Genomic DNA, 25,514 nt, shown 5'->3' with positions numbered 1-25,514 from the left:
GACGATGACTCCCTCAGATGGTCGACGTGTTCTCCCGGATTCGCGTCAGGACCAAGTCGCGCTCAAGTCTTCGGCAAGTCCGGCCCGGAGGATTCTGCAGCATGAGAACCCGGACCTTCACGCTCTACATCGCCGCCACCCCCGACCGCGTGTGGCGCGCGCTGACCGACCCCGCCGAGACCCGGCGGTACTACCTGGGCCTCGCCGTCGACTCGACGTGGACCCCCGGCGCCCCGATCGTGTTCCGCACCGCGCAGGGCCCGGTGCCCGACGCCCTCCACGGCGAGATCATCCACGCCATACCCGGCAGCTGCCTGATACACAACATCTTCACCGGCGTCGGCGCCGAGCAGGAGGCGCACTGCTGGCTCACCTGGGACCTGACCGCCGTCGACGAGGGCGCACTCACCCGGGTCTGCCTCAGCTGCGACGACCTGGACGGCCGGGCGGACCCCGAGCGCGACGAGGCCTGGTCGCGGGTCGTCAGCGGCCTCAAAACCGTCGTGGAGGCCGGCGCCGCCCGAATGTGACCGCCGGGCGGTGCGAATCTGGCCGAACGGCGGCCGCGGCCAATACGGCGAGTTGGTGGAAACGGCCGACAGAATGCGGCGTTCCGTTTGCCGCGACGGCTGGCTGTCGCGGCAAAAGGCCGTTCGGCCTGCGATTTTTCAATCCCGCGAGGTATTTCTCGGCAATCGGCGCGCATTGGGCGGATTTCACGGCGATTGGGCAGGTCAGCGGCGGTGCGGGCGGTCCTGCGCGCGATGCGGGATAGGCGGGGAAAGCGACCCGCGACGGCCTCTGCCTGCGCATATCCGGATGGCCCTCGGCCAGGTGGAGATCGGGATTGATAGGCGTTCAATTCGCTGTTATAGCTTGCCGCCGTGATCGCCCAGACGCGTGGCGTCAACCGCTGGTTGCGCATTCCGGTAGTGCTCGTTCTGGCGGCAGCCGCATTGGTCGGCACCGCGAGCTCGGCGGCGGCATCGGCCGCGCCGTGCTCCCAACCACGCCACAACGAAGGCGTGAAGCTCGACATCACCAGCCCCGACGAGCGGCGGACCATCGACCTGGCCAAGACGCCGGAGTTCGACGTCCAGGGCCGGCTGTCCGGCGACAAGCGCCGCTCCGTGGTCGCCGTCGACGTCTACGGCGACGGCCGGCTCATCGGCTCCGCCGACCCGCAGCGCCACGACCGGCACCGGTGGTGGAAGGACGACTTCTGGTGGCGCGACGCCGAGTGGGGCGTCACGACGTCGTCCTCGGCCGGCGCGCACACCCTCGTGGCCTGCGCGCGCACCGCCCGCGGCACCGTGGTGGCGGCGGCGTCGCTGCGCATCAACGTGAAGGCGCCCGCGCCCACCGCCACCGTCGTCGACCCGGACGTGCTCGTCGCCGACAAGACGCTGCTGGGCCGGATCACCGACGTGACCGCGGATGCGATCACCACCAGCAAGCCCGACTCGCGGCTGCAGCCGGGCACGGTCCTCGTCGCCGGGGTGAGCCCCAAGACGCCCTACGGCCTGATGCGGCGCATCGTGTCCGCGTCCGGCAACCGCTACAAGACCGTGCAGGCCTCGCTCACCGACGTCTTCCTGCAGGCCTCGATCAAGCTGCCGACTCCCACCGTGCCGGCCTCGGCGAAGACGGCCCAGCCGGGCGCCGGCACGGTCACCGCCGCCGGGGCGCCCAAGGCCCTGGCCGCCGGCGCCGGCATCGGCGCGTTCGCCTCGGTCGGGGCGGGCGGCTGCGCGAGCGCCGCGGCGACGGTCGCGGGCGCGCCGTTCGCGGTCGCGGTCGGGTGCGCGGTGGAGTACCACCTGCGCTCCGGCGGCGCCGCCGACATCACCGAGAAGATCGACGTCAAGGGCAGCATCGCCGCGGACGCGAGCCTCTCGGCCACCGGGCTGCTGTACCCGATCGTCGACATCGACATCCGGACCACCTGGAAGTTCGGCATCCTGCCGGTGCCCACGCTCGTGCGCGCCAACGTCGGGCTGACCGGTTCGCTGTCCGCGAGCGGCTCGGCGAAGCTCGGCGGGAAGGGCAGCATCTCCTACACCAAGGAGAACATCTTCGGCCTCGGCCCGTGGATCCTGGGCCCCTTCGAGCTGCTCACCCCGATCCCGGTGGTGCTGACGCCGGTCGTGTCGCTCGACACCGAGTTCGGCGCCGAGACCGAGATCGAGGCCGAGTTCAACGCCCAGGGCACGATCAACGCGACCGTCTCCGCCCAGTACGACGACACCGGCTGGCACAACACCAGCTCCTCCGGCGGCAGCGGCAGCGCGACCCCGCTCGGCAAGGTGGTCACCAACGGCACGGCGAGCGTGTCGGCGACGATCGTGCCGCGCGGCGCCCTGCTCATCGACTTCGCCCTGGGCCCGGAGATCTCAGTCGGCGTCGGCCTGAAGTACGAGGTCAAGTACCCGTGCCCGGGCTCGGCGAAGGCGGACGTGATCGTGGAGCCGGGCATCCGCGGCGCCTCGCCGTTCCCCACGATCGACGACATCTTCGAGAAGCTCGAGTACAAGGGCGACATCTCGCTCAAGAGCCTGCTCGACTCCAAGAAGGCGCCCGGCTGCAGCGACATCGCCATCGACACCACCGGCCTGCCCGACGGCACCGTCGGGCTGCACTACGAGCTGGCGGCCGCGGCGCACGGCGGCAAGCCCGACTACGTGTGGGCCGCCACGGGCCTGCCACCGGGGCTGGGCATCTCCGCCGACGGCCTCATCTCCGGCACGCCGACCACGGCGGGCACCTACAAGGTGACCCTGGGCGTCGCCGACGCCAACGGCGCCACCGCCATCGTCGACCTGCCCCTGGTCGTCGGGCCGGCCCTGCCGGCGGTGCCGACCACGCCCGCACCGGCGCCGCCGGGCCAGCCGGTCGCCTGCATCGCCACCGCGCACTGCGGCACCTCCTACGGCGACCCGCACCTGGTGACGCCCGACGGGGCGTACTACGACTTCCAGCAGGTCGGCGAGTTCGTGGCGCTGCGCTCGGACACCGACGACCTGGAGGTCCAGGTGCGGCAGCGGCCGTGGTTCCAGACCTCGCGCACGGTCGCGGAGAACTCCGCGGTCGCGATGAAGGTCGCCGGTCACCGCGTCGGCATCTACCGGACCGCGGGCGATCCGCAGATCCTCGTCGACGGCGCGGCGGTCACCCCGGGCGCGTCGCCCTACGCCCTGCCGGGCGGCGGCTCGATCACCGCGGGGCAGGGCGCGGTGACCGTGCAGTGGCCGGACGGCTCGTTCGTGACCGTCTACGCATCCAGCTACTTCCGCGTCTCCGTCGGCCTGGCCGCCGCCCGCGCCGGGCACGTGCACGGGCTGTTCGGCAACGCCGACGGCGTGGCCGGCAACGACTTCGCCACCCGGGACGGGACCGCGATCGCGTACCCGCCCAAGACCGCCGACCTCTACGGCCCGTTCGCCGGCAGCTGGCGGGTCGCGCAGGCCGAGTCGCTGTTCGACTACGCCGCCGGCACCGACACCAACACGTTCACCGACCTCAAGTTCCCGTACGCGGTGCTCGGCGCCGGCAGCCTGCCGGCGACGACCCACGACCAGGCGGCCGCGTTGTGCATCGCGGCCGGCGCCTCGACCCAGCCGTTCCTGGACGCCTGCATCCTCGACGTCTCCCTGACCGGCGACGTCAAGACGGTCACCGATGCGGCCGGCGCGCAGGCGTTCACCGGTGGCGGCGGCGCCCCCGCGCAGGTCAAGGCCGACTACACCGGCCCGATGCACAACACCACGTACAACATCAACTCGACGTGGCAGCTGACCGGGGTCACCGAGACGGCCGACGGCACGATCTCCGGCCAGGCGGTCATCGTGCCGCCGCTGTACGGCAGCGGCCCGTTCACCGGCAAGGTGACCGCCACGACGGTCACGCTCCGGATCAACGCCGACCCCGGCAACCCGTGCGCCTGTGCGTGGATCGACTTCACCGGCACCATCGCCGCGGACGGGACGATGAGCGGCTCGTACGTGACCCACCCATCGTTCGGCGCGCCTCAGAACGGCACCTGGTCCCTGACGCCCAAGACGAGCTAGACGAGCTCGTCCAGGGCGGTGAACGTGGCCACGACGGTGCCGTCCGGGCTCAATGCGTCGAGGCGGCCGTGGGTGAGGGTGGCGCTGCGGAAGGAGAACGTCCGCACGCCGCCCTCGCTCGCCTCGATGAGCGGGATCTCCCGGGCGGCGCCGCCCGGTGCCGACTGGTAAGACAGCCGGGCGACGCCGAGGTCGACGACGCCGTTGACGCGGACCTTCGTCTTCTCCCGGCGTACCTCGAACGCGACTGGCTCGCCGGGCGCCGGGCGGCGGGCGGTGTCGTAGTAGAAGTAGCGCGGGTTGGTCAGGTCGGCGGCGGTGTAGGCCTTGAACGTCGGGTCGGCGCCGGCCGGCAGCGGGGTCAGGGCGAGCACCGCCAGGGCCGCGGCGGCCACGGCGACCGGGCGCAGCCACGCGCGGTGTCGGCGGGCGGTGGCGACCGCGCCGCCGAGGCCGGCCGCGCAGACGGCGACGGCACCGAGCGAGCGGGCGTTCTCGAGGAGGAACTGCCAGCCGGGGTACGTCGACAGCCCTCGCAGCACCACCCCGAGCGACAGCGTCATGACGACCAGCAGGATGACGCCGGCGACCCGGTGCCAGGCGCCCTCGGTGGCCACGAGCAGCATCGCGGCCAGGACCGTCCACACCTGGTGGTGGGTCCACGACACCGGCGACGCGGCGACGGTGGCGCAGCCGACGAGGACGGCGGCGCGGACGCGGTCGGCGGTGCGGCCGGTGCGTTCCAGCGAGGCGGCGCGCCACAGGGCGGCGGCGCAGATCGCGGCGATGAGGGCGGCCCACACCAGCGGCAGCGTGGCGGGGGAGAGGCCGGCGCGCATGAGCATGCCCTGCACCGACTGGTTGCCCAGCGACGCGAGGTTGCCGATGCGCGAGGTCTGCAGCATGGTGCCGGTCCAGTACCGCACGCTGTCGCCGGGCAGCAGCGCCAGGCCGAGGACGGCGCACGCGGCGAAGGCGGCGGCGGCCCGGGCGGCGTCGCGGTAGCGGCGGGCGACGAGGAAGTAGACGACGAAGAGCAGCGGGGTCAGCTTGATGGCGGCGGCGATGCCGACGAGGATCCCGCGGTACCGCTGCGGAACCAGACCCATGGCGTCGACCAGGGCGAGCAGGACGATGAAGATGCTGACCTGCCCGAAGCGAAGGTTGCTCTGCACGGGCGCCGACACCAGCAGCGCGCACGCCAAGGCGGCCACGGCCAGGCGGGAGGCGGACAGGCCCCGCCCGACGGCGACGGCCAGCGCGACGACGGCGGCGCAGGTCAGGGCGAGCCACGCGACCTGCAGCGCGCCCTCGGGCAGCAGGGCGAGCGGCCGGAACAGCAGCACCGCGAACGGAGGGTAGGTGAACGGGCCGCCGTTCTCGGCCACGTAGTCGTAGAGCGGCCGGCCGTCGTTCACCGCCTCCGCCGCGCCGTAGTAGATGTGCAGGTCGGACAGGCGCTGGGCGGGCGGGCGCAGCCAGACGAGGACGGCCGACACGACGGCGGCCACCCCGAACACGGACCATGCGGCGTACACTCTGCGCTGCGACATCGGCCCAGGGTAGGTGCCCCTCGGCAGCGCGCCAGAGATCGGCCGGAAAGCCGTCAGCCCACCCATCCGACAAACGTGCCGGTGCGCTTCGGCGGGGGTGCGGCGCCGCCGCCGCCGGACAGCACGGTGGTGAGCGCGCGGGTCAGCCAGGCGTTGACGGACAGCCCCTCGCGGGCCGCGGCCTCTTCGATGCGCTGCTTGAGCTGCTCCGGCGGGCGGAAGTTGATCCGCCCGACCGGGCCCTCGGCGGCGGGCTCGGGCGCGCCGGGCTCGGGCTGCGGCTCGGCCGGCGCGTCGAGGTCGCCGTCGGCGGTGGTGACCACGAAGTAGGGGTTGCGGTCGCGGACGCGGACCTCGACCGAGCCCGGGGCCAGGTCGCGGGTGATCTCGTCGGCGGCGTCGGAGAGCACGTCGAACATCGCCAGGCGGGTCGCCGACGCCACCGCGGCGGCGAGCCGCTCGGCCAGCGCCGCCTCGTCGGGGCCGGCCGCGGCGAGCAGCTCCGCGCGCAGGCCCTCGACGTACCGGGTGAGGTCCATGTGACCAAGTATCGCAAATTGATGGCGCCAGCGGCGCCATCGATGGCTCCGGCCACGGGAAGATGATGATGAAGGACGGACGGGGAGGGCTCATGATCCAGCTCGTGGCGCCGGATGGCACGCTGCGCGAGGACGAGCGGGCGCCGCTCGACGTGACGCCGAAGCTGTGCCTCGACCTGCTGCGCGACATGGTGCTCGCGCGGCGCTTCGACGAGGAGGCCCTCGCGCTGCAGCGGCAGGGCGAGCTCGGCCTGTGGCTGATGTCGCTGGGGCAGGAGGCGGCGCAGGTCGGCTCGGTGCGCGCCCTGGCGCCGGGCGACTACGTCTTCCCCAGCTACCGCGAGCACGCCGCCGCGCGCTGCCGGGGCGTCGGGGCCGCGGAGCTGCTCGCGCAGTGGCGGGGCGTGATGCACGGCGGATGGGACCCGGCGCGGTACCGCTTCCACATCTACAGCCTGGTCCTGGGCACGCAGGCGCTGCACGCGACCGGGTATGCGGTCGGCGTCAAGCTCGACGGCGCCGACGAGGTCGTGCTCGCCTACTTCGGCGACGGCGCCAGCAGCCAGGGCGACGTCAGCGAGGCCCTGAACTGGGCCGCGGTGGCCGGCGCGCCGGTCATCTTCTTCTGCCAGAACAACCAGTGGGCGATCTCGACGGGCGCGAGCCGGCAGATGGCCGCGCCGCTGCACCGGCGGGCCGAGGGCTTCGGCCTGCAGGCGCACCTCGTCGACGGCAACGACGTGCTCGCCGTGCATGCGATAACCGCAAAAGCCGCGGATTCGGTACGCCGGGGAGGGCCCCCGGTCTTCGTGGAGGCGACGACGTACCGCATGGCCGGGCACAGCACCTCCGACGACCCGCGCCGGTACCGCTCCGACGACGAGGTCGAGGCCTGGCGCGAGCGCGACCCGATCGCCCGGCTGGAGCGGCTCGTGCGGGCGCGCGACTGGGCCGACGCTGCCTTCTTCGACTCGCTGAAGGCCGAGGCCGAAGACGTGGCGGCGGACACGCGGGCGGCCTGCTCGTCCCTGCCGGACCCGCCGGCCGAGGCGATCTTCCAATACGCCCTGCACGAGGAGACCGACCTGCTGCGCGAGCAGCGGAAATGGCTGGAGGCGTACCACTCGTCGTTCGCGGCGCAATGATGGCGCCATAGAGGTCTTGTTTGGCGCCATCCATTGCGCCATAGTGGAGCCATGACTGATGCGGGCATCCACGTCTTCGGGCTGCGCAAGCGTTACGGCGACAAGGTCGTCCTCGACGGCATCGACCTCGACGTCCCGGCCGGCGCGATCTTCTCCCTGCTCGGCCCCAACGGCGCCGGCAAGACCACGATGGTGCACATCCTCGCCACCCTGCTGCCGCCCGACGGCGGCCGCGCCCTGGTCGCCGGCCACGACGTGGTCCAGCGCCCCGCCGCGGTCCGCGCCGCGATCGGCGTCACCGGCCAGTTCTCCGCCGTCGACAACCTCCTCACCGGCGAGGAGAACCTGCTGCTCATGGCCGACCTGCACCACCTGTCCCGCCGCGAGGGCCGCCGCCGCGCCGCGCAGCTGCTGGAGCGCTTCGAGCTGACCGGCGCCGCCCGGCGCACCCCCGCCACGTACTCCGGCGGCATGAAGCGCCGCCTCGACCTCGCGATGACCCTCGTCGGCGACCCGCGGGTCATCTTCCTCGACGAGCCCACGACCGGCCTCGACCCGCGCAGCCGCCGCAGCGTCTGGCAGATCGTGCGCGGCCTCGCCGCCGACGGCGTCACCATCTTCCTGACCACGCAGTACCTCGACGAGGCCGACCAGCTCGCCGGCCGCGTCGCCGTGCTCGACCGCGGCCGCATCGTCGCCGAGGGCACCCCCGACGAGCTCAAGCGCCGCATCCCCGGCGGCCACGTGCGCCTGCAGTTCGCCGCCACCGCACCCCTGTCCGCCGCGGCCACCGTCCTGCCGGCCGCCACCCGCGACGAGGAGTCGCTCGCCCTGCGCGTGCCGGGCGACGGCACCGCCGCCGACCTGCGCGCCCTGCTCAACCGCCTGAGCGCCGCGGGCGTGGAGCCCGAGACGGTGACCGTGCACACCCCCGACCTCGACGACGTGTTCTTCGCCCTGACCGGTCATGTCACCGCCGACGACAAGGAGCTCGCGCGATGAGAGACGCCCTGACGATGCTGCGCCGCGACCTGCTGCACACCCGCCGCAACCCGTCGACCCTGTTCGGCGCCCTGATCTTCCCGATCATCATGCTGCTGCTGTTCGTGTACGTCTTCGGCGGCTCCGCGGGCGTGGGCACCCAGCAGTACCTCACGTACGTGGTCCCCGGCATCGTGGTGATGAGCATCGGCTACAGCGTCGGCCAGACCGCCCTGGCGGTCACCGTCGACATGACCGAGGGCGTCATCACCCGCTTCCGCACGATGGGCATCTCCCGCGCGGCCGTGTTGACGGGCCGCGTCATCGGCACGGTCCTGCGCACCCTCGTCTGCGTCGCGATCATCGTCGCCCTGACGGTCCTCATGGGCTTCCGCCCGCACGCCACCGCCGTCGGCTGGCTCACCGCCGCCGCGTTCGTCGCCCTGACCGCGTTCGCCGCGGCCTGGCTGACCACCGCGCTGGGCCTGTCGTCCAGGACGGTGGTGGCCGCGAGCTACGCCGCCTTCCCGGTCACGTTCCTGCCCATCGTGAGCAGCGCCTTCTCCCCGACGGCCACGATGCCGGGCGCGGTGCGGGCCTTCACGGAGCACCAGCCGTACACCTCGATCATCGAAACCCTCCGGGCGGCCCTGACCGGCACCCCGGCCGGCCACACACCCTGGATCGCCGCGGCCTGGTGCGTGGCCGCCGCGCTGGCCGGCTACCTGTGGTCGCGCTCCCGCTTCGCCCGCCCACCGACCCCGCGCTGATCGGGCAACGACCGCAGGCGCTCCGCGTAGGCTGACCCTCATGGCCATGACGTTGCCGATCGACGATGCCGCGAACGACTACCTCACGCGCAGCCCGCTCGCGGTGCTGGTCGGTATGACGCTCGACCAGCAGATTCCGCTCGAGAAGGCGTTCAGCTCGCCCTGGGTGCTCGGGCAGAGGCTGGGGCACGAGCCGACGGCGCAGGAGATTGCGGAGTTCGATCCCGAGGCGCTCGTCGAGATCTTCGCGACGCCGCCGGCGCTGCACCGGTTTCCGAAGGCGATGGCCGCGCGGGTGCAGGAGGTGTGCCGGGTGCTCGTCGCGCAGTACGACGGCGACCCGGCCGCGATCTGGGCCGGCGTGAGCGACGGGCAGGAGCTGCTGCGGCGGGTGCAAGGGCTGCCGGGCTTCGGCCGGCAGAAGGCGCAGATCTTCGTGGCGCTGCTGGGCAAGCAGTTCGGGGTGCGGCCCGAAGGGTGGCGCGAGGCGGCCGGGGGCTACGGCGAGGAAGGGTCGCACCGCTCGGTCGCCGACATCGTCGACGAGGACTCGCTGGTCAAGGTGCGCACGTACAAGAAGCAGATGAAGGCCGAGGCCAAGGCCGCCAAGGCGTGAGGCGCATCGTGTTGCTGGGCGGTGGGTTCTCCACCGACCCGGACGCGCTGCTGGACGACTACGCGCTCGGGCTCGCCGGGCGTGACCGGGCCCGGGTGTGCTTCCTGCCGACCGCGTCGGGGGACTCGGCCGCCTACGTCGAGCGCTTCCACGCCGCGTTCGGCGATCGGGCCGAAGCCACGCACCTGCCGCTGTTCAGCCGCGAGCCCGGCGATCTGCGCGAGGTGCTGCTCGCGCAGGACGTCATCTACGCCGGCGGCGGCAACACGGCCAATGCCCTGGCGCTGTGGCGGCTGCACGGCGTGGACGAGGCGCTCGCCGAGGCATATGCCGCGGGGGTACTGCTGTGCGGCATCAGCGCCGGCGCCATCTGCTGGTTCGAGGCCGCACTGACCGACTCGTTCGGCGGCGCCGACGTGCTGCGCGATGGGCTCGGCCTGCTCGCCGGCTCCGCGTGCCCGCACTACGACGGCGAGGCGCTGCGGCGGCCCGCGTACGAGGCGGCGGTCGGCTCCGGCGCGCTGCCGGGCGGGTGGGGGATCGACGACGGCGTCGCCGCGCTGTTCACCGGCGGCGAGCTCACCGAGGTGGTGTCCCGGGCGCCGGGCGCGCAGCTGCGCCGCGTCGAGCCGGCCGGCGACGGCGGCGTGGTCACCACGGTGCCCCTCGCCGCGAGGCCGCTGCCGTAGTCACCCGATCAGGTGAGGTCCCGCCGCGAGCATGTTCGTTTCGCCACGGCGCCGGTCGGGGTTTCATCACCGATCAGGCGAGGGAACACGTGGTCGACCCCGCCCGCCGGGCCGGCCTGCATCTTCTCGGCGGGCACCCCGTGCCGCGCCGCGATCGCCTCCGCCATGCCCTCCACGCCACCAGTCTTTCCGATGCGGTGCTGTAGGACGACAACGGATGCGCGCCGCCGGATGCGGCCGTAGGGTTCCTACGTGCTGAAGGGTTTCCGGGATTTCATTTCGCGCGGCAACGTCATCGAGCTTGCCGTCGCCGTCGTCATCGGCGCCGCCTTCAACGGCGTCGTCACCTCGTTCACCGATGGGTTCCTGCAGCCGCTGATCAAGCTGACGGGCGGCATCGGCGTCGGCGACACGCGCCAGGGCCTGAAGGTCGGCTCCCAGGTGCTGAACTGGCCGGGCTTCGTCAACGCCGTGATCACGTTCCTGCTGACCGCCGCGACCGTCTACTTCCTGGTCGTGCTCCCCATGAACAAGCTCGCCGAGCGGCGCCGGCGGGGCATCGAGCCCGAACCCACGGCCCCGAGCGACGAGATCCGCCTGCTCACCGAGATCCGCGACCTGCTGGCCACCGGCACCACGGCCCGCGAGCGCGGCACCGCGGCCGGTGCGCACGCCGCCGATCCGCAGCCGCCCGTCAGGCCCACCGACACCTGAGACACCATCCGCCGAGGGGCGGGACTAGACTCGAAAGTTATGGCGCGCAGGGTACGACCGCAGCTGATCACCGACGCGGCGCGCAGCCCCGAACAGGAGCTCCGCGCCCGCGAGCTGCGGTATGTCTTCATGATGCTGCTGCGCGCCGCGTGCGTCGTGGTCGCGGCGATCCTGGTCGCGACCCGCCCGCCCCTGCTGTGGCTGTGGCTGACGCTCTGCCTGATCGGCGGCGTGGGCCTGCCGATGGTCGCCGTGCTGCTGGCCAACGACGCGCCGCCGCGCCCGGAGAAGCTCCTGCGCAACCGCCTGCACCGCCGCGAGACGTCCCACCCCGACCCGGCACACGCCGTCGCCGAACGCGAGCACAAGGTCATCGACGCGGAATAGCCCCCGACGGCCTGTTCCGGTGGTTCTGATCCGATAAGTGCTTCTGATCCGTTCAGTGTTTCTGATCCGATAAGTCCGGCGCTGGCGCGCCAGACTTATCGGATATTTCGTATTTTTGCGCGATCCTAGTCGGCCGGACGTCCGCCGAGCCTGGAGACCGCGCGTGCGCCCAGCTCGTTGCCCCGGCGCAATGCCTCTTGCGGGCCGGATCCGGACAGCCACGCGGACAGGAACCCGGCGGCGAAGGCGTCGCCCGCGCCGGTCGGGTCCACCACCTCGTCGACGGCCACCCCGGGCGCGTGGACGACGCCGTTCGAGTCCGCCCAGGTGGCGCCGCCGGCGCCGGACTTGACCACGACCGCACGGGCATACCGCAGCAGCGCGCGGGCCAGGTCGGCCGGCGCGTCGACGCCCGGCGCCAGGACCCTTGCCTCGTCGAGGTTGGCGAAGAGGATGTCGGGGCGGGGTACCGATGACAGGAACGCCCCGCCGCCCCGGTGCGACAGCGGCGCGGCCGACGCCGCGTCCAGGCTCGTGGTGAGGCCGCGGCGGCGGGCCTCGGACAGGGCGTGCCGGCCCGCGGGGGCGCAGTCGGGGTCGAAGAGCACGTACGCGGACAGGTGCAGATGCGCCGCCCCGCCCTCGTCGAGGGCCCGGTCGGCGTCGGAGCGGTCCAGGAGGCGGTTCGCGCCCCGGTCGGTGAACATCGTGCGCTCGGCGTCCGAGGTGAGCACGACGACCGTGCCGGTCGCGGCGCCGGGGACGCGGCGGACGCTGGTGCGCACGCCGTCGGAGCGCAGCTCGGCGAGCCGGGCGTCGCCGGGGCCGTCGTCGCCCGCGACGCCGGCGAAGAGGACCGGGCAGCCGGTCGTGGCGAGCCAGGCGGCGGTGTTGGCCGCCGAGCCGCCGCCACTGATGCGCACCCGCGCGATCGTGTCGGAGCCGATGGCGAGCGGGCCTTCGTGGACGGTGAGGATGTCGGTGACGACGTCCCCGATGACGACGACGCTCACCGGGGCGTCACAGCGCCGCGGCGATGCGCGCGGCCAGATCGGCGTTGCGCAGGATGATCCGCACGTTCACGTCGAGGCTCTTGCCCTCGGTGGCGTGGTGGAAGTACGACAGCAGGTACGGCGTGACGTCCTTGCCGGTGATGCCCTCGCGCGAAAGGCTGGCGAGGCCCTCGGCGAGGACCCGGTCGTGCAGCGCCGGGTCGAGCTGCTCGTCCGGCGGCAGCGGGTTGGCCACGACGAGGGCGCCCTGGTGCACGTCGTGCGCGCGGGCGGCGCGGACGATCGCGGCGACCTCGTCGGGGGTGGCGGCCGACCAGTCCAGGTCGAAGCCGGCGTCGGTGAGGTAGAAGCCGGGGAAGCGGCGCGTGCCGTAGCCGACGACGCTCACGCCGAGGGTCTCGAGGCGCTCGAGGGTCGCGCCGACGTCGAGGATCGACTTCACGCCGGCGCACACGATCGCGATCGGCAGCCGGGACAGCGCCGTGAGGTCGGCGGACTCGTCGAAGGTGCTCGACGCGCCGCGGTGCACGCCGCCGAGGCCGCCGGTGGCGAAGACGGCGATGCCGGCGCGGGCGGCGATGGCCGAGGTGGCCGCGACGGTGGTGGCGCCGTCGGCGCCGGCCGCGGCGGCCGGCGCGAGGTCGCGCACGGAGAGCTTGACCACGTCGTCGCTGGCCGCCAGGTGGGCGATCTCGTCGTCACGGAGGCCGACCACGATCTCGCCGCCGATCATGCCGATGGTGGCCGGCACGGCACCGGCCGCGCGGACGGTCGCCTCGATCTCCTTGGCCACGGTGAGGTTGGCCGGGCGGGGCAGGCCGTGCGAGATGATGGTGCTCTCCAGCGCGACGATCGGCGCGCCCTCAGCCCGGGCGGCCTCGACATCGGGGCCGAAGCGGATGACGTGGTTGATCACCAGCCCACGATAGCCCCCGCCGGTGCGGGCCAATTTTGGCCGAGCCTGGCAGACTGGGACCCGTGACGACCACTCCAGAGAACGGTGGCGGGACTCTCACCGACGAGCGCGTCGACGAGCAGACCAGCACCGACTACCGATACGACGCCGGTGACCACGAGAAGTTCTCGCACTACGCGCCGAAGGACAAGATCATGCAGGCCATGATCGAGGGAACGCCGGTGCGTGCGCTGTGCGGCAAGCTCTGGGTGCCCTCCCGCGACCCGAGCCGTTTCCCGGTGTGCCCGGTGTGCAAGGACCTGTACGAGAACGTGGTCCACAACGACGACCCGAGTTCGTGACGTTCGGCTCGGTTCGGCGCGCGCCGGGCCGGAGCCCGGTAGGCTGTTGAGCGCCTTCGCGGTCGCGCTGACGCGAGGGCGTTTTCATGTGCCCATGGCCGGGCGAAACGGGCCGTAACCGCACAGGGCCGCGTTTGTGGACGTATCGACGGGGAGGGGTGCCGCATGCCGCCGCGTCCGGTGGTGCAGCAAGGTCAGACGCTCCGGGTGTGGCAGCGCAAGGCCCTGATGGAGTACCTGCGGGGCAAGCGCGAGGACTTCCTGGCCGTCGCGACGCCCGGCGCCGGCAAGACCACGTTCGCGCTGCGGGTGGCATTGGAGCTGTTCGGCGACGGCACCATCGACAACCTCACCGTCGTGACGCCGACCGAGCACCTCAAGAACCAGTGGGCGCAGGCCGCGGCCCGGGTCGGCATCGACCTCGACGCCGGGTTCCGCAACTCCGACGTGCACGCCGCCGCGGACTTCCACGGCACCGTCGTGACCTATGCGCAGGTCGGGATAGCTCCCGCGGTACACAAGCGCAGAACCGTCACCAGAAGAACCCTGGTGGTCCTGGACGAGATCCACCACGCCGGGGACTCGAAGTCCTGGGGCGACGGGGTGAAGGCGGCGTTCGAGCCGGCGGTGCGGCGCCTGATGCTCACGGGCACCCCGTTTCGCTCCGACGACAACCCGATCCCGTTCGTGGAGTACGAGCGCGGGTCCGACGGCATCGCCCGGTCGCGCTCCGACACCGTGTACGGCTACTCCGAGGCACTGCGCGACGGCGTCGTGCGCCCCGTGATCTTCCTGGCGTACTCCGGCGAGACCCGCTGGCGCACCTCCGCCGGCGACGAGCTGGCCGCCCGCCTGGGCGAGCCGATGACCCAGGACCTCATCGCGCAGGCCTGGCGCACCGCCCTCGACCCGACCGGCGACTGGATGCAGCAGGTGCTGCGCGCCGCCGACGCCCGGCTGCAGAAGCTGCGCGCCGACGGCATGCCCGACGCCGGCGGCCTGGTCATCGCCAGCGACCAGCAGTCGGCCCGCGCCTACGCGAAGGTGCTGGGCGAGCTCACCGGCGAGAAGCCCGTCGTGGTCCTCTCCGACGACGTGGGTGCCTCCGGCCGCATCGCCGCGTTCTCGGCGTCGAGCGAGCGCTGGATGGTCGCGGTGCGCATGGTGTCGGAGGGCGTGGACATCCCGCGGCTGGCCGTCGGCGTGTACGCCACCAGCGCCTCCACCCCGCTGTTCTTCGCGCAGGCGATCGGCCGCTTCGTGCGGGCCCGCAAGCCGGGGGAGACGGCGACGGTGTTCGTGCCGAGCGTGCCGCACCTGCTGGAGCTGGCCAGCGAGCTGGAGGCGCAGCGCAACCACGTCCTCGGCGAGCGCAAGACCAAGGAGGGCTTCGACGACGACGAGGTCGAGCGGGCCAACCGGGAGGAGAAGGCCTCCGGCGAGCTGGAGAAGAGCTTCGAGGCCCTGTCGGCCACGGCCGAGCTCGACCAGGTCATCTTCGACGGGGCCACCTTCGGCCTGCCCGCGCAGACGGGGACGGCGGAGGAGGAGGAGTACCTCGGCCTGCCGGGCCTGCTGACCCCGGACCAGGTCTCGGTGCTGCTGACGAAGCGGCAGGCGGAGCAGGCGGCGGCCCAGCAGCGGCGCGCCCCGGCGACGGCGCAGGCCGCGCCGGAGATCCCGCCGCAGCCGCGCACGGCCGGCGAGCGGCGCATCGTGCTGCGCCGGCAGCTCAACACCCTGGTGGCGGCCCACCACCACCGCACCGGCCTGCCGCACGGCAAGATCCACGCGGAGCTGCGCCGGCTGTGCGGCGGCCCGCCGAGCGCTCAGGCGACGATCGAGCAGCTCGAAGAGCGCATCGCCACCATCCAGACACTCTGAAGGCCGGCGGACGAAAAAGACCGCAGGGCATCCCGACCGGACGCCCTGCGGTAACCGATATAGGTCTCAGCTGGTCGAAAGCTCCGAGCCGCGCCACGAGAAGTCCGGGGCCACGGCGTACTCAACAGCGATCTTCACTAGCTGGTCCGCGTACTTGTTGGCGTGATGTCCACAGAAGATCAGGTCGCCGCCTTCGGCGAGCCGAACTCGAAGTTTCCCTGCCGCGTTGCAGCGGTCGCACCGTTCCTCGGCGGCGGGGGGCGCCGCCGTCTCCGGCGGCGGCGTGAGGGTCGGGGTCATCGCCTTCCTCCTCTGATCGTCACCGACGAACGCTTCCTTGCGTCGTTCACAGATGGTTCAACACCGTGTTGCCCGACATCGTTCCCACCCGGTGTGCGGGACCGATGTCACATTTCCGTCGTGCTCGCGGGGGCGGTCCCGGTGAGGACTGAATACCCGCTACGTGCTTCCTATCGCGCCGCGCTTGCGATCACAAGTGCGTTGGCGCGCCGCCACGGCTCTGTAATGCCCTCGGTGACCGGAAACACACCCGGGCCATCCCAAAAGGGACGGCCCGGGTTCGCGCACAGCGAAAACGGTCGTTCAGCCGGCCAGGTGGCGACGCCTAGTCGAGGTAGTCGCGCAGCACCTGGGAACGCGACGGGTGGCGCAGCTTCGACATCGTCTTCGACTCGATCTGGCGGATGCGCTCCCGGGTCACGCCGTACACCTGGCCGATCTCGTCCAGGGTGCGCGGCTGGCCGTCGGTGAGCCCGAACCGCAGCCGCACGACGCCGGCCTCGCGCTCCGACAGGGTCTGCAGCACCTGCTGGAGCTGGTCCTGCAGCAGCGAGAAGGAGACCGCGTCGACGGCCACGACCGCCTCGGAGTCCTCGATGAAGTCGCCCAGCTGGCTGTCGCCCTCGTCGCCGATGGTCTGGTCCAGGGAGATCGGCTCGCGCGCGTACTGCTGGATCTCCAGCACCTTCTCCGGCGTGATGTCCATCTCCTTGGCCAGCTCCTCCGGGGTGGGCTCGCGGCCCAGGTCCTGGAGCAGCTCGCGCTGGATGCGGCCGAGCTTATTGATGACCTCGACCATGTGCACCGGGATGCGGATGGTGCGGGCCTGGTCGGCCATGGCGCGGGTGATGGCCTGGCGGATCCACCAGGTGGCGTAGGTGGAGAACTTGTAGCCCTTGGTGTAGTCGAACTTCTCGACGGCGCGGATGAGGCCGAGGTTGCCCTCCTGGATGAGGTCCAGGAAGGCCATGCCGCGGCCGGTGTACCGCTTGGCGAGCGACACGACCAGGCGCAGGTTCGCCTCGAGCAGGTGGTTCTTGGCCCGCTCGCCGTCGCGCGAGATCCACATGAAGTCGCGGCTGGCCGGCATGACCATCGGCTCGCCGGCCTCCTCGGCGGCCCGCAGCCGCTCGGAGGCGTAGAGCCCGGCCTCGATGCGCTTGGCGAGCTCCACCTCCTGCTCGGCGTTGAGCAGCGGGACCTTGCCGATCTGCTTGAGGTAGGCGCGCACCGAGTCGGCCGACGCGGTGAGCTCGGCGTCGCGCCGGGCCTGCTTGAGGGCCTCGGACTCGTCGTCGTCCCACGCGAAGTCGTCGTCGGTCGCGGTCGCCTCGGCGTCGGCCTCGGCGGCCTTGGTCGCCTCGACCGGCTCGTCGACGACGACGTCCTCGATCTCGGCGGCCAGGGCCGCGTCGTCGAGGTCCTCGATCCCCGGCTCGTCGCCGGCGCCGGCGGTCGGGGCCGCGGGCTCACCGGCCTCCCCCGGGGTGGCCTTCTTGGCGACGGGCGCGGCCTTCTTCGCCGCCTTCTTGACGGGCGCGGCCTTCTTCGCCGGCGCCGCGGCCGGGGCGGCGGCGGGCGCGGCGGCAGCCGCGGCGGATGCGGTGGGCGCCGTTGGCGCGGCCTTCTTCACAGGAACCTTCTTCGCCGCCGCCGGCTCCGGCGATGCGGACTCGACGGCTGTCAGCGGCTTGGCAGCGGGTGCCTTGCGGGCGGGGGCGGCCTTGGCCGTCGCCGCCTTGGACGCGGGGGTGGCCGAGCGGGCCGCGGCGACCCGGCGTCGGCTGTGGGCGGAGTCGTCGACGACGACGGTCACACCCGCCTCCGCCAGGCTCCTCAGCAGCTTCTTGGCGTGCGCGGGGGTTACGTCTGCGGTGTCAACCGCCTGAGCGACCTCCGCCGACGTGAGATGGCCGCCGTTGGCGGCGGCACGCGCGATCAGCGTGTCGGCGAGGGAGCGTACGTCAACGCTGGGCTGGTGAGCTGCTGTCACGAACGACCTTCCGGTGCGATGAGCGAGCGACGGCCGGTGCGGCCGGGTTCGCGCACGGCGCGGCCGTGCTGAGTGGGCCGGGTTGCTTTTGGTGGCTTCCGTGCGCCGTGACTCCGGGCGGATTCACTAGCGACAGCGGGCAGCGCGTGAATTGTAACGCTCTCTCGCCCCAACATCCCCTCTTGAGGGGGCTGGACGCGCTCTTGTGACCGAACGGATGGCCTGCGAGGGCCCGGAGGCGGCTTTGTAAGGATAGTGACCATGGCCCAACCGGTGGAACTGCTGGCCCTCGCCGTCTCCGTCGCCCGCTCCGCGAGCGACCTGGCCAACCGCATGCGGGCCGAGGGTGTGTCGGGTGTGACGACCAAGTCAACGGCGACCGATGTGGTCACCGCCGCCGACCGGGCGGTGGAGCGCCACGTGCGTGAGGAACTTGCTCGAGCCAGGCCGGGCGACGCGGTGCTCGGCGAGGAGTACGGCGCGGACCGCGATGCGCCGGTGCGCTGGATCCTCGACCCGATCGACGGGACCGTGAACTACCTGTACGACCTGCCGCAGTACGCGGTGTCCCTGGCCGCCGAGGTGGGCGGCGTGGTGGTCGCCGGGGTGGTCCGCAACGCCGCCACCGGCCGGGAGTGGACGGCGGTGCGGGGCGGCGGGGCGTTCGCCGGGCAGCGGCGCCTGGCGGTGTCCGGGGAGACCGACCTGGGCCAGGCGCTGGTCGGCACCGGCTTCGGCTACGCCGCCGAGCGCCGGCTGCACCAGGCCAGGGTGCTGGCCGGGCTGATCGGGCACATCCGCGACATCCGCCGCTTCGGCGCGGCCTCGATCGACCTGTGCCTGGTCGCCGAGGGGAGCCTCGACGCGTACTACGAGAAGGGCCTCAACGCCTGGGACCACGCGGCCGGCGGCCTCGTCGCGGCGGAGGCGGGCGCCCTGGTGACCGGCCTGGACGGCGCGCCGCCCGGGCCGGACATGGTGGTGGCCGCCCCGCCGGCGCTGCACACCCAGCTCCACGACCGCCTCAGCGCCCTGGGCGCCGCCGGCGGCCCGTGAGACCGGGCCGGCCCCGAGGGGCCGGCCCGGACGGGCTCAGCCGTCCTGGGCGCAGGTGCCCGCGGGCAGCTCCGGGTTGCCCAGTGCCGCGATGGCCTGGTTGACCTCGGTCGTGGTCGGCAGCTGGCGGAACCGGCCGCCCAGGATGATCTCCACCTTGTCGTCCTGCCGGGCCTTGTCGAACTGGGCGTCGGCCTCGTTGAGGAAGTAGGCCCGCACCAGCCAGGCCGCGCCGACCGTCTGCGGGCCGTAGCGGATGACTGCCACCTCGTCGCCCGGCTTGGTCACCGGCGGGTTGGGTGCGGCGGTGACGACCTTGGCCTCCTTGAACCGGCGGCTGAGGAAGTCGTTGGCGACGTCGGAGGCCACGCCGGAGCGGTTGGTGGCGTTGAAGACGGTGACCTTGACGTCCTCCTGCCGGGGCAGCTTGGCGTTGGCCATCACCGATCCCTCGGCGCACTTCTTCGCCTCCGGTGACCCGCCGCCCTGGCGGTCCTTCACGACGGCGACGATCACGAACACCGCCGCGGCGACAATGAGGATGCCGACCACCGCGAGTGCTCTCACCCGCGCAAAACTCATGGCTCGCTCCCCGCGCCTGCCTTGTACGTTGGTCCGTCACCAGAGAAGACGCTCTGGCTGCCGGAGAGGTTAGCGCCTGAGTTGAGGTGTCGCTGAAGTCCCCACCGGACATACCACAAAGTTCCTACTCGCCGTTGCAGGACGACTCCCCACGGAAACGGCGGCCGGGCGGTATCGTCGCATCGCCGCTGAGCGGGTCCTTCCGGACCTTTGGAGCAAGAGAGTTGTGTCGCCTCGGTCACAGTGGGAACAAGTTTCCGCGAGTGGGCGTACAACAAACGCACGGAGGCGGTAAGGTACGCCGCCTTTGGACGTTCAAGACGACGATGCTTCGGGCGCCCAACCTACCCGGCGACACGAAATGGGAGTGTGAACACCGATGGCCACCGACTACGACGCGCCACGTCGCGACGAGGTTGACCTCGGAGAGGACAGCCTCGAGGAGCTCAAGTCACGCCGCACCGACGCGCAGTCCGCGACCGTCGACGTCGACGACTCCGAGCTCGCCGAGAACTTCGAGCTGCCGGGCGCCGACCTTGCCGACGAGGACATGACGGTCAGGGTGCTGCCGATGCAGGCCGACGAGTTCCGCTGCTCGCGCTGCTTCCTGGTGCACCACCGCAGCCAGCTCGCGGTCGAGCGCAACGGGGAGCTGATCTGCCGCGAGTGCGCGTAACGGGTTCCGCGTGAGTTGATCACGCGGAACTGGTGCCGGCGTGCTTCAGTTTGAAGCGGCGACCGATTTTCCGTACCCCCGGAGGTTTCGATGGTCGAGCCGGTGCCCGCCGACGAGGCGGCCGAGAACGCGCCCGTGCAGCCGGAAGGGCAGGCCGGGCCCGGCGACGACGCCGTGGCCGGCCCGGCTGACGAGGCGGAGCTGTCGCAGGCCGTCGTCGCGCTGACCGACGACGAGGTCACCGCCAAGGACCGCGGCCGGCTGCTGGGCCGGCTCGTGCGCATCGAGATCGGCGAGCGCGGCGTGCGGGACCTGTTCCGGCCGAAGAAGGCGATCGGCTGGGTCACGGACTCGGTGACCCGGGTCGCGCCGCACATCCCGGTGCGCGACCTGGAGACCCTGCAGGCGCACTTTCCCGGCCTGGACCGCGACGAGCTCGCCGAGCGCCTGGTCCGCAACGCCGCCAGGGTCACCGCCGGCATCGGCGCGGCCGGCGGCGGTGTGGCCGCGGTGGAGTGGGTCGCCACGCCGAGCCTGCTGTCGGCGCCGGTGCTGCTGGCCGCCGAGACGGTGGCGGTGGTGGCGGTGGAGATGAAGCTCATCGGCGAGCTGCACGCCGTCTACGGCCGCCCGATCCCCGGCAGCGGCACCCAGCGCGCCTTCGCGCTGATCCAGGCGTGGGCCGAGCGCCGCGGCGTCAACCCGCTGCGGGTCGGCGGCAGCGTGGCCGCCGCGATGGGCACCGCGCTGCGCAAGGAGCTGCGCGACCGGCTGCTGCAGCGCTTCGGGCGCAACCTGAGCACCCTGGGGCCCTTCCTGACCGGCGCCGCGGTCGGCGGCTTCCTCAACCGCCGCGCCACCCTGGCCCTGGGCAAGGACATCCGCAAGGACCTGGCGGCCCCGCCAGAGGGTCAGCGGGTCATCGAGGCCTGATCGCGCAGCGCCGCCACCAGCGCGTCGGGGCGGCGGGTGCTGATCAGCCAGTACGGCGTCGGGTCGGCCTCGTCGCGGACCTCCACCCGCACCGCGGTCCCGATCCAGGGCCGCTGGACCACGAACGCCTCCGGGTCGGCGTAGGGCCCGAGCAGGTCGCGCTTCTCGTCGGCCGTGAGCGCGGTCACCTCGCCGATGTACCGCAGCGGGATGTGCGCGTCGTCGACCCGCAGCTCGCCGTCGGACACCTCGATGCGGATGCGCCCGAGCCGCCAGAGGCCGACGATGGTCAGGGGGAGCAGCACCAGGTAGGCCACCCAGGTGGCGGCGCCGGGTGCGCCGAGCTTGACCTCGGCGGCCAGGGCCCCGGCGACGGCCACCGCGGGCAGCCAGAGCCACCACGACAGGCTGAGTCGCTCACGGTAGGGGTTCGGCTGTGCCACGTAGGCGAGGGTACGTGTTCGCGCGGCGGGCGGACCCGGCAGGATGGAGGGCATGACGGGATGGAGGCAACCGGGGATGCAGGTACTCGTACGGCAGCTCGACCCCGGCCTGCCGGTTCCGGCCTATGCGCACCCGGGCGACGCCGGCGCCGACCTGTACTCGGCGCAGGACGTGGAGATCGCGCCGGGTGAGCGGGCGCTGGTGCGCACCGGCGTGGCGATCGCACTGCCGGACGGCTACGTCGGCCTGGTGCACCCGCGCAGCGGCCTCGCGGCGCGGATGGGTGTGACGGTGCTCAATGCCCCGGGCACCGTCGACGCGGGGTACCGGGGCGAAATCCTGGTGAACCTCATCAATCACGACGGTGCGATATCGGCAAAAATATGCCGTGGTGACCGAATCGCCCAGCTTGTGATCCAGCGCGTGGAGCGGGCACACTTCCACGTCGTCGAGGACCTTCCCGATACTGTGCGCGGAGCCGGTGGCCATGGGTCCACCGGCGGGCATGCCGGGCTCGCACCGGCAGCGAACTTGGAGGCAGAGCAGTGATCTTCTCGCGCAATCGCGGGAGCGGGCGGCAGGCCAAGTCCGACGCGCGCGCCGCCGGCCGGGACTCCGTCGACGAGGAGCTGGCGGGCGCCGAGGCGCTCGACGAGGACGGCGAGCCGCGCGCCGGCAAGTCGCCGCGGGCCGACGGTCCCTACGACATCAGCGAGGCCCCGGACGGCATCGCCCAGCTCGACCTCGGCGCGCTCAAGGTGCCCGCGGTCGACGGCGTCGAGGTGCGGGTCCAGGCCGACAACGACGGCAAGATCCAGCAGGTCGTGCTGGTGTTCCAGGAGAGCGCGCTGCAGCTGGGCGTGTTCGCCGCCCCGCGCAGCGAGGGCATCTGGGACGAGGTCCGCGGCGAGATCCGCAAGCAGCTGTTCAACGACGGCGTCGCGGCCGAGGAGGTCGACGGCGACTGGGGCACCGAGCTGCGCGCCCGGGTGCGGACCCCCGACGGGCTGACCGACATCCGCTTCGTCGGCGTCGACGGGCCCCGCTGGCTGGTCCGCGCCGTGTTCCAGGGCCCGGCCGCGATCGACCCGGCGGCCGCCCCGCCGCTGCAGGAGTGCCTGCGCAACCTCGTCGTCGAGCGCGGCCACGAGGCCATGCCGGTGCGCGAGCCGCTGCCGCTGCACCTGCCCAAGGAGGTCGCCGAGGCCGGCGCGCAGCAGGCCGCGGACGCCGAGGACACCAACGGCGCGAACGGCGCCGACGGCGGCGAGGAGCCTCGCCGAAAGCCGTCACCCCGGCCGCGTCGCAAATAGTGGAAAAGCGCGTACCGTCGTAATGAAGGTGTCATGACAGCCGAGCGGGAGGGTGGCACCGTCATCATGGCCACGGACAGTGAAGCGGTAGCCGGTGAACGGGGCCTGCGAAAGTTTCTTCGCCGGCTGACCGCGAGCGACTCCGAGCTGGACGCCGAGGAGCTGCAGCGCGACGCGAAGCAGTGCGGCAGCATGCCGGCCCTGACGTGCCAGCGGGGGCAGGTGGTGAGCCTCAAGGGGCGGCTGCGCACGGTGGTGTACACCCCGCGGACCAACCTGCCGACCCTGGAGGCCGAGCTCTTCGACGGCAGCGACCTGGTCACCCTGGTGTGGCTGGGCCGGCGGCACATCGCCGGCATCGAGCCGGGGCGGGCGATCACGGCCAAGGGCCGCATCGCGGTCCGGGATGGCCGTAAGGTGCTCTACAACCCCTACTACGAGCTCGAAAACCCCCGGTAACCGACGCTGAAGCATGAGGACGGATGCAGCCAGGTAACGAGACCACCGCCGAGAAGTCCACGGACGAGGAGGAGCCACTCCCACCGTTCTCGGTCCAGATGGCGCAACAGCTCGGCGGTGTGCGCGGGCTCATCGAGTCCAGCATCCCGATCACGCTGTTCATCGTGGTCAACTTCCTGGGCGACCACTTCAAGTGGTGGTCGCTGCGCACGTCCCTGATCGTGGCGGTCGGCGCGGCGCTGTCGATGGGCGTCTACCGCCTGGCCCGCAAGGAGCCGACCCGCCACGCGCTCAACGGCGTGTTCGGCATCGCGATCGGCGCCTACATCGCCTGGAAGAGCGGCGACGCCAAGGACGTCTACCTGCCGGGCATGCTCATCACCGTCGGCTACGTGCTCGGCATGCTGGTCTCGGTCGCCATCGGCCGGCCGCTGGTCGGCTGGCTGTGGTCGGTCACCCTCGACGGTGGCGCCACCCGCTGGTACGACAACGTGCGCCTGCGCCGCGCTTTCGTGTGGCTGACCGTGGTGTGGGCCGTCGTCTACGCCCTGAAGCTGGGCGTGCAGGTGATGCTCTACCGCGACTCCAGCGCCGACTCCGACGACCTGCTCGGCATCGCCCGGCTGGCGCTGGGCTGGCCGCCGTATGCGCTGCTGGCCGCCCTGACGGTCTGGCAGGCCCGCCGCATCCTGCGCGACGAGCCCGCCGAGGAACCGGCAGCCTAGAAGATCTTCCCGCCGCGGGTCTTCTCCACGCTGTCCTCGCCCAGGATGACCGCGCGGACCGAGTCCTCCATCTCGGACGTGACGACGAACACCAGCTCGTCGCCCGCCTCCAGGGGGTCGTCCGGGGTGGGGACCAGCACCCGTCGGCCCCGCAGCACCGCGACCAGCGCCGAGTCGTGCGGCAGCGGCACGTCGCGGACCGGGTGCCCGACGTAGGGCGCGTTCTCCGGCAGCGTGATCTCGACGAGGTTCGCCTCGGACTGCCGGAACGTCATCAGCCGGACCAGGTCGCCGACCGACACCGCCTCCTCGACCAGCGCCGCCATGAGCCGCGGCTTGCTGACCGAGACGTCGACGCCCCACTGCTCGTTGAACAGCCACTCGTTCTCGGCCCGGTTGATGCGGGCCACCACCCGGGGTACCGCGAACTCGGTCTTGGCCAGCAGCGACACCACCAGGTTGACCTTGTCGTCGCCGGTCGCCGCGACGACCACGTCGCACGAGGACAGGTCGGCCTCCTGCAGGCTGGACAGCTCGCACGCGTCGGCGAGGATCCACTCGGCGGCGGGCACCCGCTCGGGACGCACCATCCGCGGCACCCGCTCGATCAGCATGACCTGGTGGCCGTTGTCGACGAGCTCCTTGGCGATGGAGCGGCCCACGTTGCCGGCCCCGGCGATCGCGATGCGCATGGTCAGTGTCCCCCTTCGGGCGCCAGGCTGGTGACCTTTGTCACGGAACCGGCCATCTCGTCGGTCAGCAGCATGAACGCGAGGTCGCCGTCCTGGATCACGGTCGAGTCGGTCGGCAGCATCGCCAGGCCGAAGCGCATCAGGTAGGCCAGCCGGGCGCCACTGCGCTGCTCCAGCTGCCCGACGGTGTGCCCGATCCACTCGGGGTGCATCGGCACCTCGACGATCGACACGGTGCTCGTCGGGTCGCGCCACACCTCCACGTTGCCCTCGGGCACCAGCTGGCGCAGCATCCGGTCGGCGGTCCAGCGCACCGTCGCCACGGTCGGTATGCCGAGGCGCTCGTACACCTCGGCGCGCTTCGGGTCGTAGATGCGCGCCACGACCCGGTCCACGCCGAACGTCTCCCGCGCCACCCGGGCGGAGATGATGTTCGAGTTGTCGCCGGAGGAGACGGCCGCGAACGCGTCGGCGCGCTCGATGCCGGCCTGCAGCAGCACGTCGCGGTCGAAGCCGACGCCGGTGACGGTGGTGCCGTGGAAGTCCGAGCCGAGGCGGCGGAAGGCGTCGGCGTCGACGTCGATCACCGCGACCGTATGTCCGCGCTGCTCCAGACTCTGCGCCAGCGTGGATCCCACGCGGCCGCAGCCCATGATCACGACGTGCACGTCCCCGCCTCCGTGTCCTCGAGCGCTCCGACACGAGGATGTCATGCGCGGACCGGAC

At 72.2% G+C, this 25,514-nt stretch carries 29 protein-coding genes; 18 read left to right on the top strand and 11 right to left on the bottom strand.

Going from position 1 to position 25,514, the window contains the following annotated elements; translation table 11 throughout:
- The first annotated feature begins 101 nt into the window (after nt 1-101).
- On the top strand, nt 102-530 hold the full coding sequence (locus tag ABD901_RS09460) for an SRPBCC domain-containing protein (RefSeq protein WP_345123415.1): 429 nt from the start codon (nt 102-104) through the stop codon (nt 528-530).
- 495 nt (nt 531-1,025) lie between these two features.
- Nucleotides 1,026-4,067, top strand: coding sequence for a VWD domain-containing protein (locus ABD901_RS09455; protein WP_345123413.1), 3,042 nt, complete (start codon nt 1,026-1,028; stop codon nt 4,065-4,067).
- On the opposite strand, the gene ABD901_RS09450 is transcribed toward ABD901_RS09455, so the two are convergent.
- Together ABD901_RS09450 and ABD901_RS09445 are read right to left on the bottom strand one after the other, a co-directional pair.
- Nucleotides 4,064-5,620, bottom strand: coding sequence for a glycosyltransferase 87 family protein (locus ABD901_RS09450; RefSeq protein ID WP_345123410.1), 1,557 nt, complete (start codon nt 5,618-5,620; stop codon nt 4,064-4,066). The genes ABD901_RS09455 and ABD901_RS09450 overlap by 4 nt on opposite strands.
- 53 nt (nt 5,621-5,673) lie before the next feature.
- Nucleotides 5,674-6,159 carry a toxin-antitoxin system HicB family antitoxin gene (locus ABD901_RS09445; RefSeq protein WP_345123407.1) on the bottom strand — a complete coding sequence of 162 codons (486 nt, stop codon included), beginning with the start codon at nt 6,157-6,159 and terminating at the stop codon, nt 5,674-5,676.
- Nucleotides 6,160-6,251: 92 nt separating this feature from the next.
- On the opposite strand from ABD901_RS09445, the gene ABD901_RS09440 reads away from it, so the two are divergent.
- Genes ABD901_RS09440 through ABD901_RS09420 form a run of 5 tightly spaced genes read left to right on the top strand, consistent with a single transcriptional unit; the run spans nt 6,252 to nt 10,360 of the window.
- Nucleotides 6,252-7,304, top strand: coding sequence for a thiamine pyrophosphate-dependent dehydrogenase E1 component subunit alpha (locus ABD901_RS09440; protein WP_345123405.1), 1,053 nt, complete (start codon nt 6,252-6,254; stop codon nt 7,302-7,304).
- 51 nt (nt 7,305-7,355) lie between these two features.
- A complete protein-coding gene (locus ABD901_RS09435) occupies nt 7,356-8,306 on the top strand; it encodes an ATP-binding cassette domain-containing protein (RefSeq protein WP_345123403.1) in 951 nt (316 codons plus the stop codon).
- Nucleotides 8,303-9,055: an ABC transporter permease gene (locus tag ABD901_RS09430; protein WP_345123401.1), complete on the top strand. Its 753-nt coding sequence runs from the start codon at nt 8,303-8,305 to the stop codon at nt 9,053-9,055. The genes ABD901_RS09435 and ABD901_RS09430 overlap by 4 nt, the downstream gene beginning before the upstream one ends.
- Nucleotides 9,056-9,095: 40 nt before the next feature.
- Nucleotides 9,096-9,671, top strand: coding sequence for an HhH-GPD-type base excision DNA repair protein (locus tag ABD901_RS09425; protein ID WP_345123399.1), 576 nt, complete (start codon nt 9,096-9,098; stop codon nt 9,669-9,671).
- A complete protein-coding gene (locus ABD901_RS09420; RefSeq protein ID WP_345123396.1) occupies nt 9,668-10,360 on the top strand; it encodes a Type 1 glutamine amidotransferase-like domain-containing protein in 693 nt (230 codons plus the stop codon). Before ABD901_RS09425 ends, ABD901_RS09420 begins: the two co-directional genes overlap by 4 nt.
- A gap of 8 nt (nt 10,361-10,368) precedes the next feature.
- On the opposite strand, the gene ABD901_RS09415 is transcribed toward ABD901_RS09420, so the two are convergent.
- The gene (locus ABD901_RS09415) at nt 10,369-10,536 is read right to left on the bottom strand and encodes a hypothetical protein (RefSeq protein WP_345123394.1); all 168 of its coding nucleotides are present in this window, start codon (nt 10,534-10,536) and stop codon (nt 10,369-10,371) included.
- A 76-nt stretch (nt 10,537-10,612) separates the two neighbouring features.
- Between ABD901_RS09415 and mscL the strand changes: the two genes are divergently transcribed.
- Together mscL and ABD901_RS09405 are read left to right on the top strand one after the other, a co-directional pair.
- Nucleotides 10,613-11,074 (top strand): large conductance mechanosensitive channel protein MscL, encoded by a 462-nt coding sequence (gene mscL / locus ABD901_RS09410; RefSeq protein WP_345123393.1) that lies wholly within the window; start codon nt 10,613-10,615, stop codon nt 11,072-11,074.
- 39 nt (nt 11,075-11,113) lie between these two features.
- Nucleotides 11,114-11,461 (top strand): DUF3099 domain-containing protein, encoded by a 348-nt coding sequence (locus ABD901_RS09405; protein WP_345123390.1) that lies wholly within the window; start codon nt 11,114-11,116, stop codon nt 11,459-11,461.
- A 125-nt stretch (nt 11,462-11,586) separates the two neighbouring features.
- On the opposite strand, the gene ABD901_RS09400 is transcribed toward ABD901_RS09405, so the two are convergent.
- Complete coding sequence (locus ABD901_RS09400) at nt 11,587-12,474, bottom strand: carbohydrate kinase family protein (RefSeq protein WP_345123388.1); 888 nt, start codon at nt 12,472-12,474, stop codon at nt 11,587-11,589.
- Between the two features lie 7 nt (nt 12,475-12,481).
- Nucleotides 12,482-13,390: a pseudouridine-5'-phosphate glycosidase gene (locus ABD901_RS09395; RefSeq protein WP_345123386.1), complete on the bottom strand. Its 909-nt coding sequence runs from the start codon at nt 13,388-13,390 to the stop codon at nt 12,482-12,484.
- Nucleotides 13,391-13,452: 62 nt separating this feature from the next.
- Between ABD901_RS09395 and ABD901_RS09390 the strand changes: the two genes are divergently transcribed.
- Both ABD901_RS09390 and ABD901_RS09385 read left to right on the top strand, forming a co-directional pair.
- Entirely contained in the window at nt 13,453-13,731 is a 279-nt protein-coding gene (locus ABD901_RS09390; RefSeq protein WP_345123383.1) for a DUF3039 domain-containing protein, read from the top strand.
- Between the two features lie 165 nt (nt 13,732-13,896).
- The gene (locus tag ABD901_RS09385) at nt 13,897-15,615 is read left to right on the top strand and encodes a DEAD/DEAH box helicase (protein WP_345123381.1); all 1,719 of its coding nucleotides are present in this window, start codon (nt 13,897-13,899) and stop codon (nt 15,613-15,615) included.
- Nucleotides 15,616-15,681: 66 nt separating this feature from the next.
- On the opposite strand, the gene ABD901_RS09380 is transcribed toward ABD901_RS09385, so the two are convergent.
- Together ABD901_RS09380 and ABD901_RS09375 are read right to left on the bottom strand one after the other, a co-directional pair.
- Entirely contained in the window at nt 15,682-15,915 is a 234-nt protein-coding gene (locus ABD901_RS09380; protein ID WP_345123378.1) for a DUF7455 domain-containing protein, read from the bottom strand.
- 325 nt (nt 15,916-16,240) lie between these two features.
- Nucleotides 16,241-17,908 carry an RNA polymerase sigma factor gene (locus ABD901_RS09375; RefSeq protein ID WP_345123375.1) on the bottom strand — a complete coding sequence of 556 codons (1,668 nt, stop codon included), beginning with the start codon at nt 17,906-17,908 and terminating at the stop codon, nt 16,241-16,243.
- A gap of 261 nt (nt 17,909-18,169) precedes the next feature.
- Here ABD901_RS09375 and ABD901_RS09370 point away from each other — a divergent pair, with 261 nt between their 5' ends.
- Nucleotides 18,170-18,964 carry an inositol monophosphatase family protein gene (locus tag ABD901_RS09370; protein ID WP_345123373.1) on the top strand — a complete coding sequence of 265 codons (795 nt, stop codon included), beginning with the start codon at nt 18,170-18,172 and terminating at the stop codon, nt 18,962-18,964.
- A 36-nt stretch (nt 18,965-19,000) separates the two neighbouring features.
- On the opposite strand, the gene ABD901_RS09365 is transcribed toward ABD901_RS09370, so the two are convergent.
- Nucleotides 19,001-19,546 (bottom strand): LytR C-terminal domain-containing protein, encoded by a 546-nt coding sequence (locus ABD901_RS09365; RefSeq protein ID WP_345123370.1) that lies wholly within the window; start codon nt 19,544-19,546, stop codon nt 19,001-19,003.
- 379 nt (nt 19,547-19,925) lie between these two features.
- Here ABD901_RS09365 and ABD901_RS09360 point away from each other — a divergent pair, with 379 nt between their 5' ends.
- Both ABD901_RS09360 and ABD901_RS09355 read left to right on the top strand, forming a co-directional pair.
- Nucleotides 19,926-20,222 carry a DUF4193 domain-containing protein gene (locus ABD901_RS09360; protein ID WP_345123367.1) on the top strand — a complete coding sequence of 99 codons (297 nt, stop codon included), beginning with the start codon at nt 19,926-19,928 and terminating at the stop codon, nt 20,220-20,222.
- Between the two features lie 90 nt (nt 20,223-20,312).
- Nucleotides 20,313-21,155, top strand: coding sequence for a hypothetical protein (locus ABD901_RS09355; protein ID WP_345123365.1), 843 nt, complete (start codon nt 20,313-20,315; stop codon nt 21,153-21,155).
- Here the strand turns inward: ABD901_RS09355 and ABD901_RS09350 are convergent.
- On the bottom strand, nt 21,134-21,598 hold the full coding sequence (locus tag ABD901_RS09350; protein ID WP_345123363.1) for a DUF3093 domain-containing protein: 465 nt from the start codon (nt 21,596-21,598) through the stop codon (nt 21,134-21,136). The genes ABD901_RS09355 and ABD901_RS09350 overlap by 22 nt on opposite strands.
- A 52-nt stretch (nt 21,599-21,650) precedes the next feature.
- Between ABD901_RS09350 and dut the strand changes: the two genes are divergently transcribed.
- From dut to ABD901_RS09330, 4 genes are all read left to right on the top strand, one after another.
- Nucleotides 21,651-22,148, top strand: a complete 498-nt coding sequence (gene dut / locus ABD901_RS09345; RefSeq protein WP_345123605.1) for a dUTP diphosphatase — start codon at nt 21,651-21,653, stop codon at nt 22,146-22,148.
- Complete coding sequence (locus ABD901_RS09340; RefSeq protein WP_380136552.1) at nt 22,145-22,912, top strand: DUF3710 domain-containing protein; 768 nt, start codon at nt 22,145-22,147, stop codon at nt 22,910-22,912. Before dut ends, ABD901_RS09340 begins: the two co-directional genes overlap by 4 nt.
- Nucleotides 22,913-22,978: 66 nt before the next feature.
- The gene (locus tag ABD901_RS09335) at nt 22,979-23,371 is read left to right on the top strand and encodes an OB-fold nucleic acid binding domain-containing protein (RefSeq protein ID WP_345123601.1); all 393 of its coding nucleotides are present in this window, start codon (nt 22,979-22,981) and stop codon (nt 23,369-23,371) included.
- A gap of 23 nt (nt 23,372-23,394) precedes the next feature.
- Nucleotides 23,395-24,096: a DUF3159 domain-containing protein gene (locus ABD901_RS09330; RefSeq protein WP_345123361.1), complete on the top strand. Its 702-nt coding sequence runs from the start codon at nt 23,395-23,397 to the stop codon at nt 24,094-24,096.
- On the opposite strand, the gene ABD901_RS09325 is transcribed toward ABD901_RS09330, so the two are convergent.
- Nucleotides 24,093-24,794, bottom strand: a complete 702-nt coding sequence (locus ABD901_RS09325; protein WP_345123600.1) for a potassium channel family protein — start codon at nt 24,792-24,794, stop codon at nt 24,093-24,095. The genes ABD901_RS09330 and ABD901_RS09325 overlap by 4 nt on opposite strands.
- A complete protein-coding gene (locus ABD901_RS09320) occupies nt 24,791-25,456 on the bottom strand; it encodes a potassium channel family protein (RefSeq protein ID WP_345123358.1) in 666 nt (221 codons plus the stop codon). Before ABD901_RS09320 ends, ABD901_RS09325 begins: the two co-directional genes overlap by 4 nt.
- Between the last annotated feature and the right edge of the window lie 58 nt (nt 25,457-25,514).

Origin of the sequence: Dactylosporangium darangshiense, assembly GCF_039537565.1 — a bacterium.
Classification (GTDB): Bacteria; Actinomycetota; Actinomycetes; order Mycobacteriales; family Micromonosporaceae; genus Dactylosporangium; species Dactylosporangium darangshiense.
This window is presented reverse-complemented; position numbering and strand designations above follow the sequence as displayed.

Excerpts from the sequence above, each read along its gene's own strand:
- dut (WP_345123605.1), top strand. The coding sequence starts at position 21,651 with ATGACGGGATGGAGGCAACCGGGGATGCAGGTACTCGTACGGCAGCTC.
- ABD901_RS09335 (WP_345123601.1), top strand. The coding sequence starts at position 22,979 with ATGGCCACGGACAGTGAAGCGGTAGCCGGTGAACGGGGCCTGCGAAAG.
- ABD901_RS09380 (WP_345123378.1), bottom strand. The coding sequence starts at position 15,915 with ATGACCCCGACCCTCACGCCGCCGCCGGAGACGGCGGCGCCCCCCGCC.
- ABD901_RS09385 (WP_345123381.1), top strand. The coding sequence starts at position 13,897 with ATGCCGCCGCGTCCGGTGGTGCAGCAAGGTCAGACGCTCCGGGTGTGG.
- ABD901_RS09405 (WP_345123390.1), top strand. The coding sequence starts at position 11,114 with ATGGCGCGCAGGGTACGACCGCAGCTGATCACCGACGCGGCGCGCAGC.
- ABD901_RS09360 (WP_345123367.1), top strand. The coding sequence starts at position 19,926 with ATGGCCACCGACTACGACGCGCCACGTCGCGACGAGGTTGACCTCGGA.
- ABD901_RS09445 (WP_345123407.1), bottom strand. The coding sequence starts at position 6,159 with ATGGACCTCACCCGGTACGTCGAGGGCCTGCGCGCGGAGCTGCTCGCC.
- ABD901_RS09435 (WP_345123403.1), top strand. The coding sequence starts at position 7,356 with ATGACTGATGCGGGCATCCACGTCTTCGGGCTGCGCAAGCGTTACGGC.
- ABD901_RS09425 (WP_345123399.1), top strand. The coding sequence starts at position 9,096 with ATGGCCATGACGTTGCCGATCGACGATGCCGCGAACGACTACCTCACG.
- ABD901_RS09355 (WP_345123365.1), top strand. The coding sequence starts at position 20,313 with ATGGTCGAGCCGGTGCCCGCCGACGAGGCGGCCGAGAACGCGCCCGTG.
- ABD901_RS09370 (WP_345123373.1), top strand. The coding sequence starts at position 18,170 with ATGGCCCAACCGGTGGAACTGCTGGCCCTCGCCGTCTCCGTCGCCCGC.
- ABD901_RS09365 (WP_345123370.1), bottom strand. The coding sequence starts at position 19,546 with ATGAGTTTTGCGCGGGTGAGAGCACTCGCGGTGGTCGGCATCCTCATT.
- ABD901_RS09330 (WP_345123361.1), top strand. The coding sequence starts at position 23,395 with ATGCAGCCAGGTAACGAGACCACCGCCGAGAAGTCCACGGACGAGGAG.
- ABD901_RS09440 (WP_345123405.1), top strand. The coding sequence starts at position 6,252 with ATGATCCAGCTCGTGGCGCCGGATGGCACGCTGCGCGAGGACGAGCGG.
- ABD901_RS09430 (WP_345123401.1), top strand. The coding sequence starts at position 8,303 with ATGAGAGACGCCCTGACGATGCTGCGCCGCGACCTGCTGCACACCCGC.
- ABD901_RS09460 (WP_345123415.1), top strand. The coding sequence starts at position 102 with ATGAGAACCCGGACCTTCACGCTCTACATCGCCGCCACCCCCGACCGC.
- ABD901_RS09450 (WP_345123410.1), bottom strand. The coding sequence starts at position 5,620 with ATGTCGCAGCGCAGAGTGTACGCCGCATGGTCCGTGTTCGGGGTGGCC.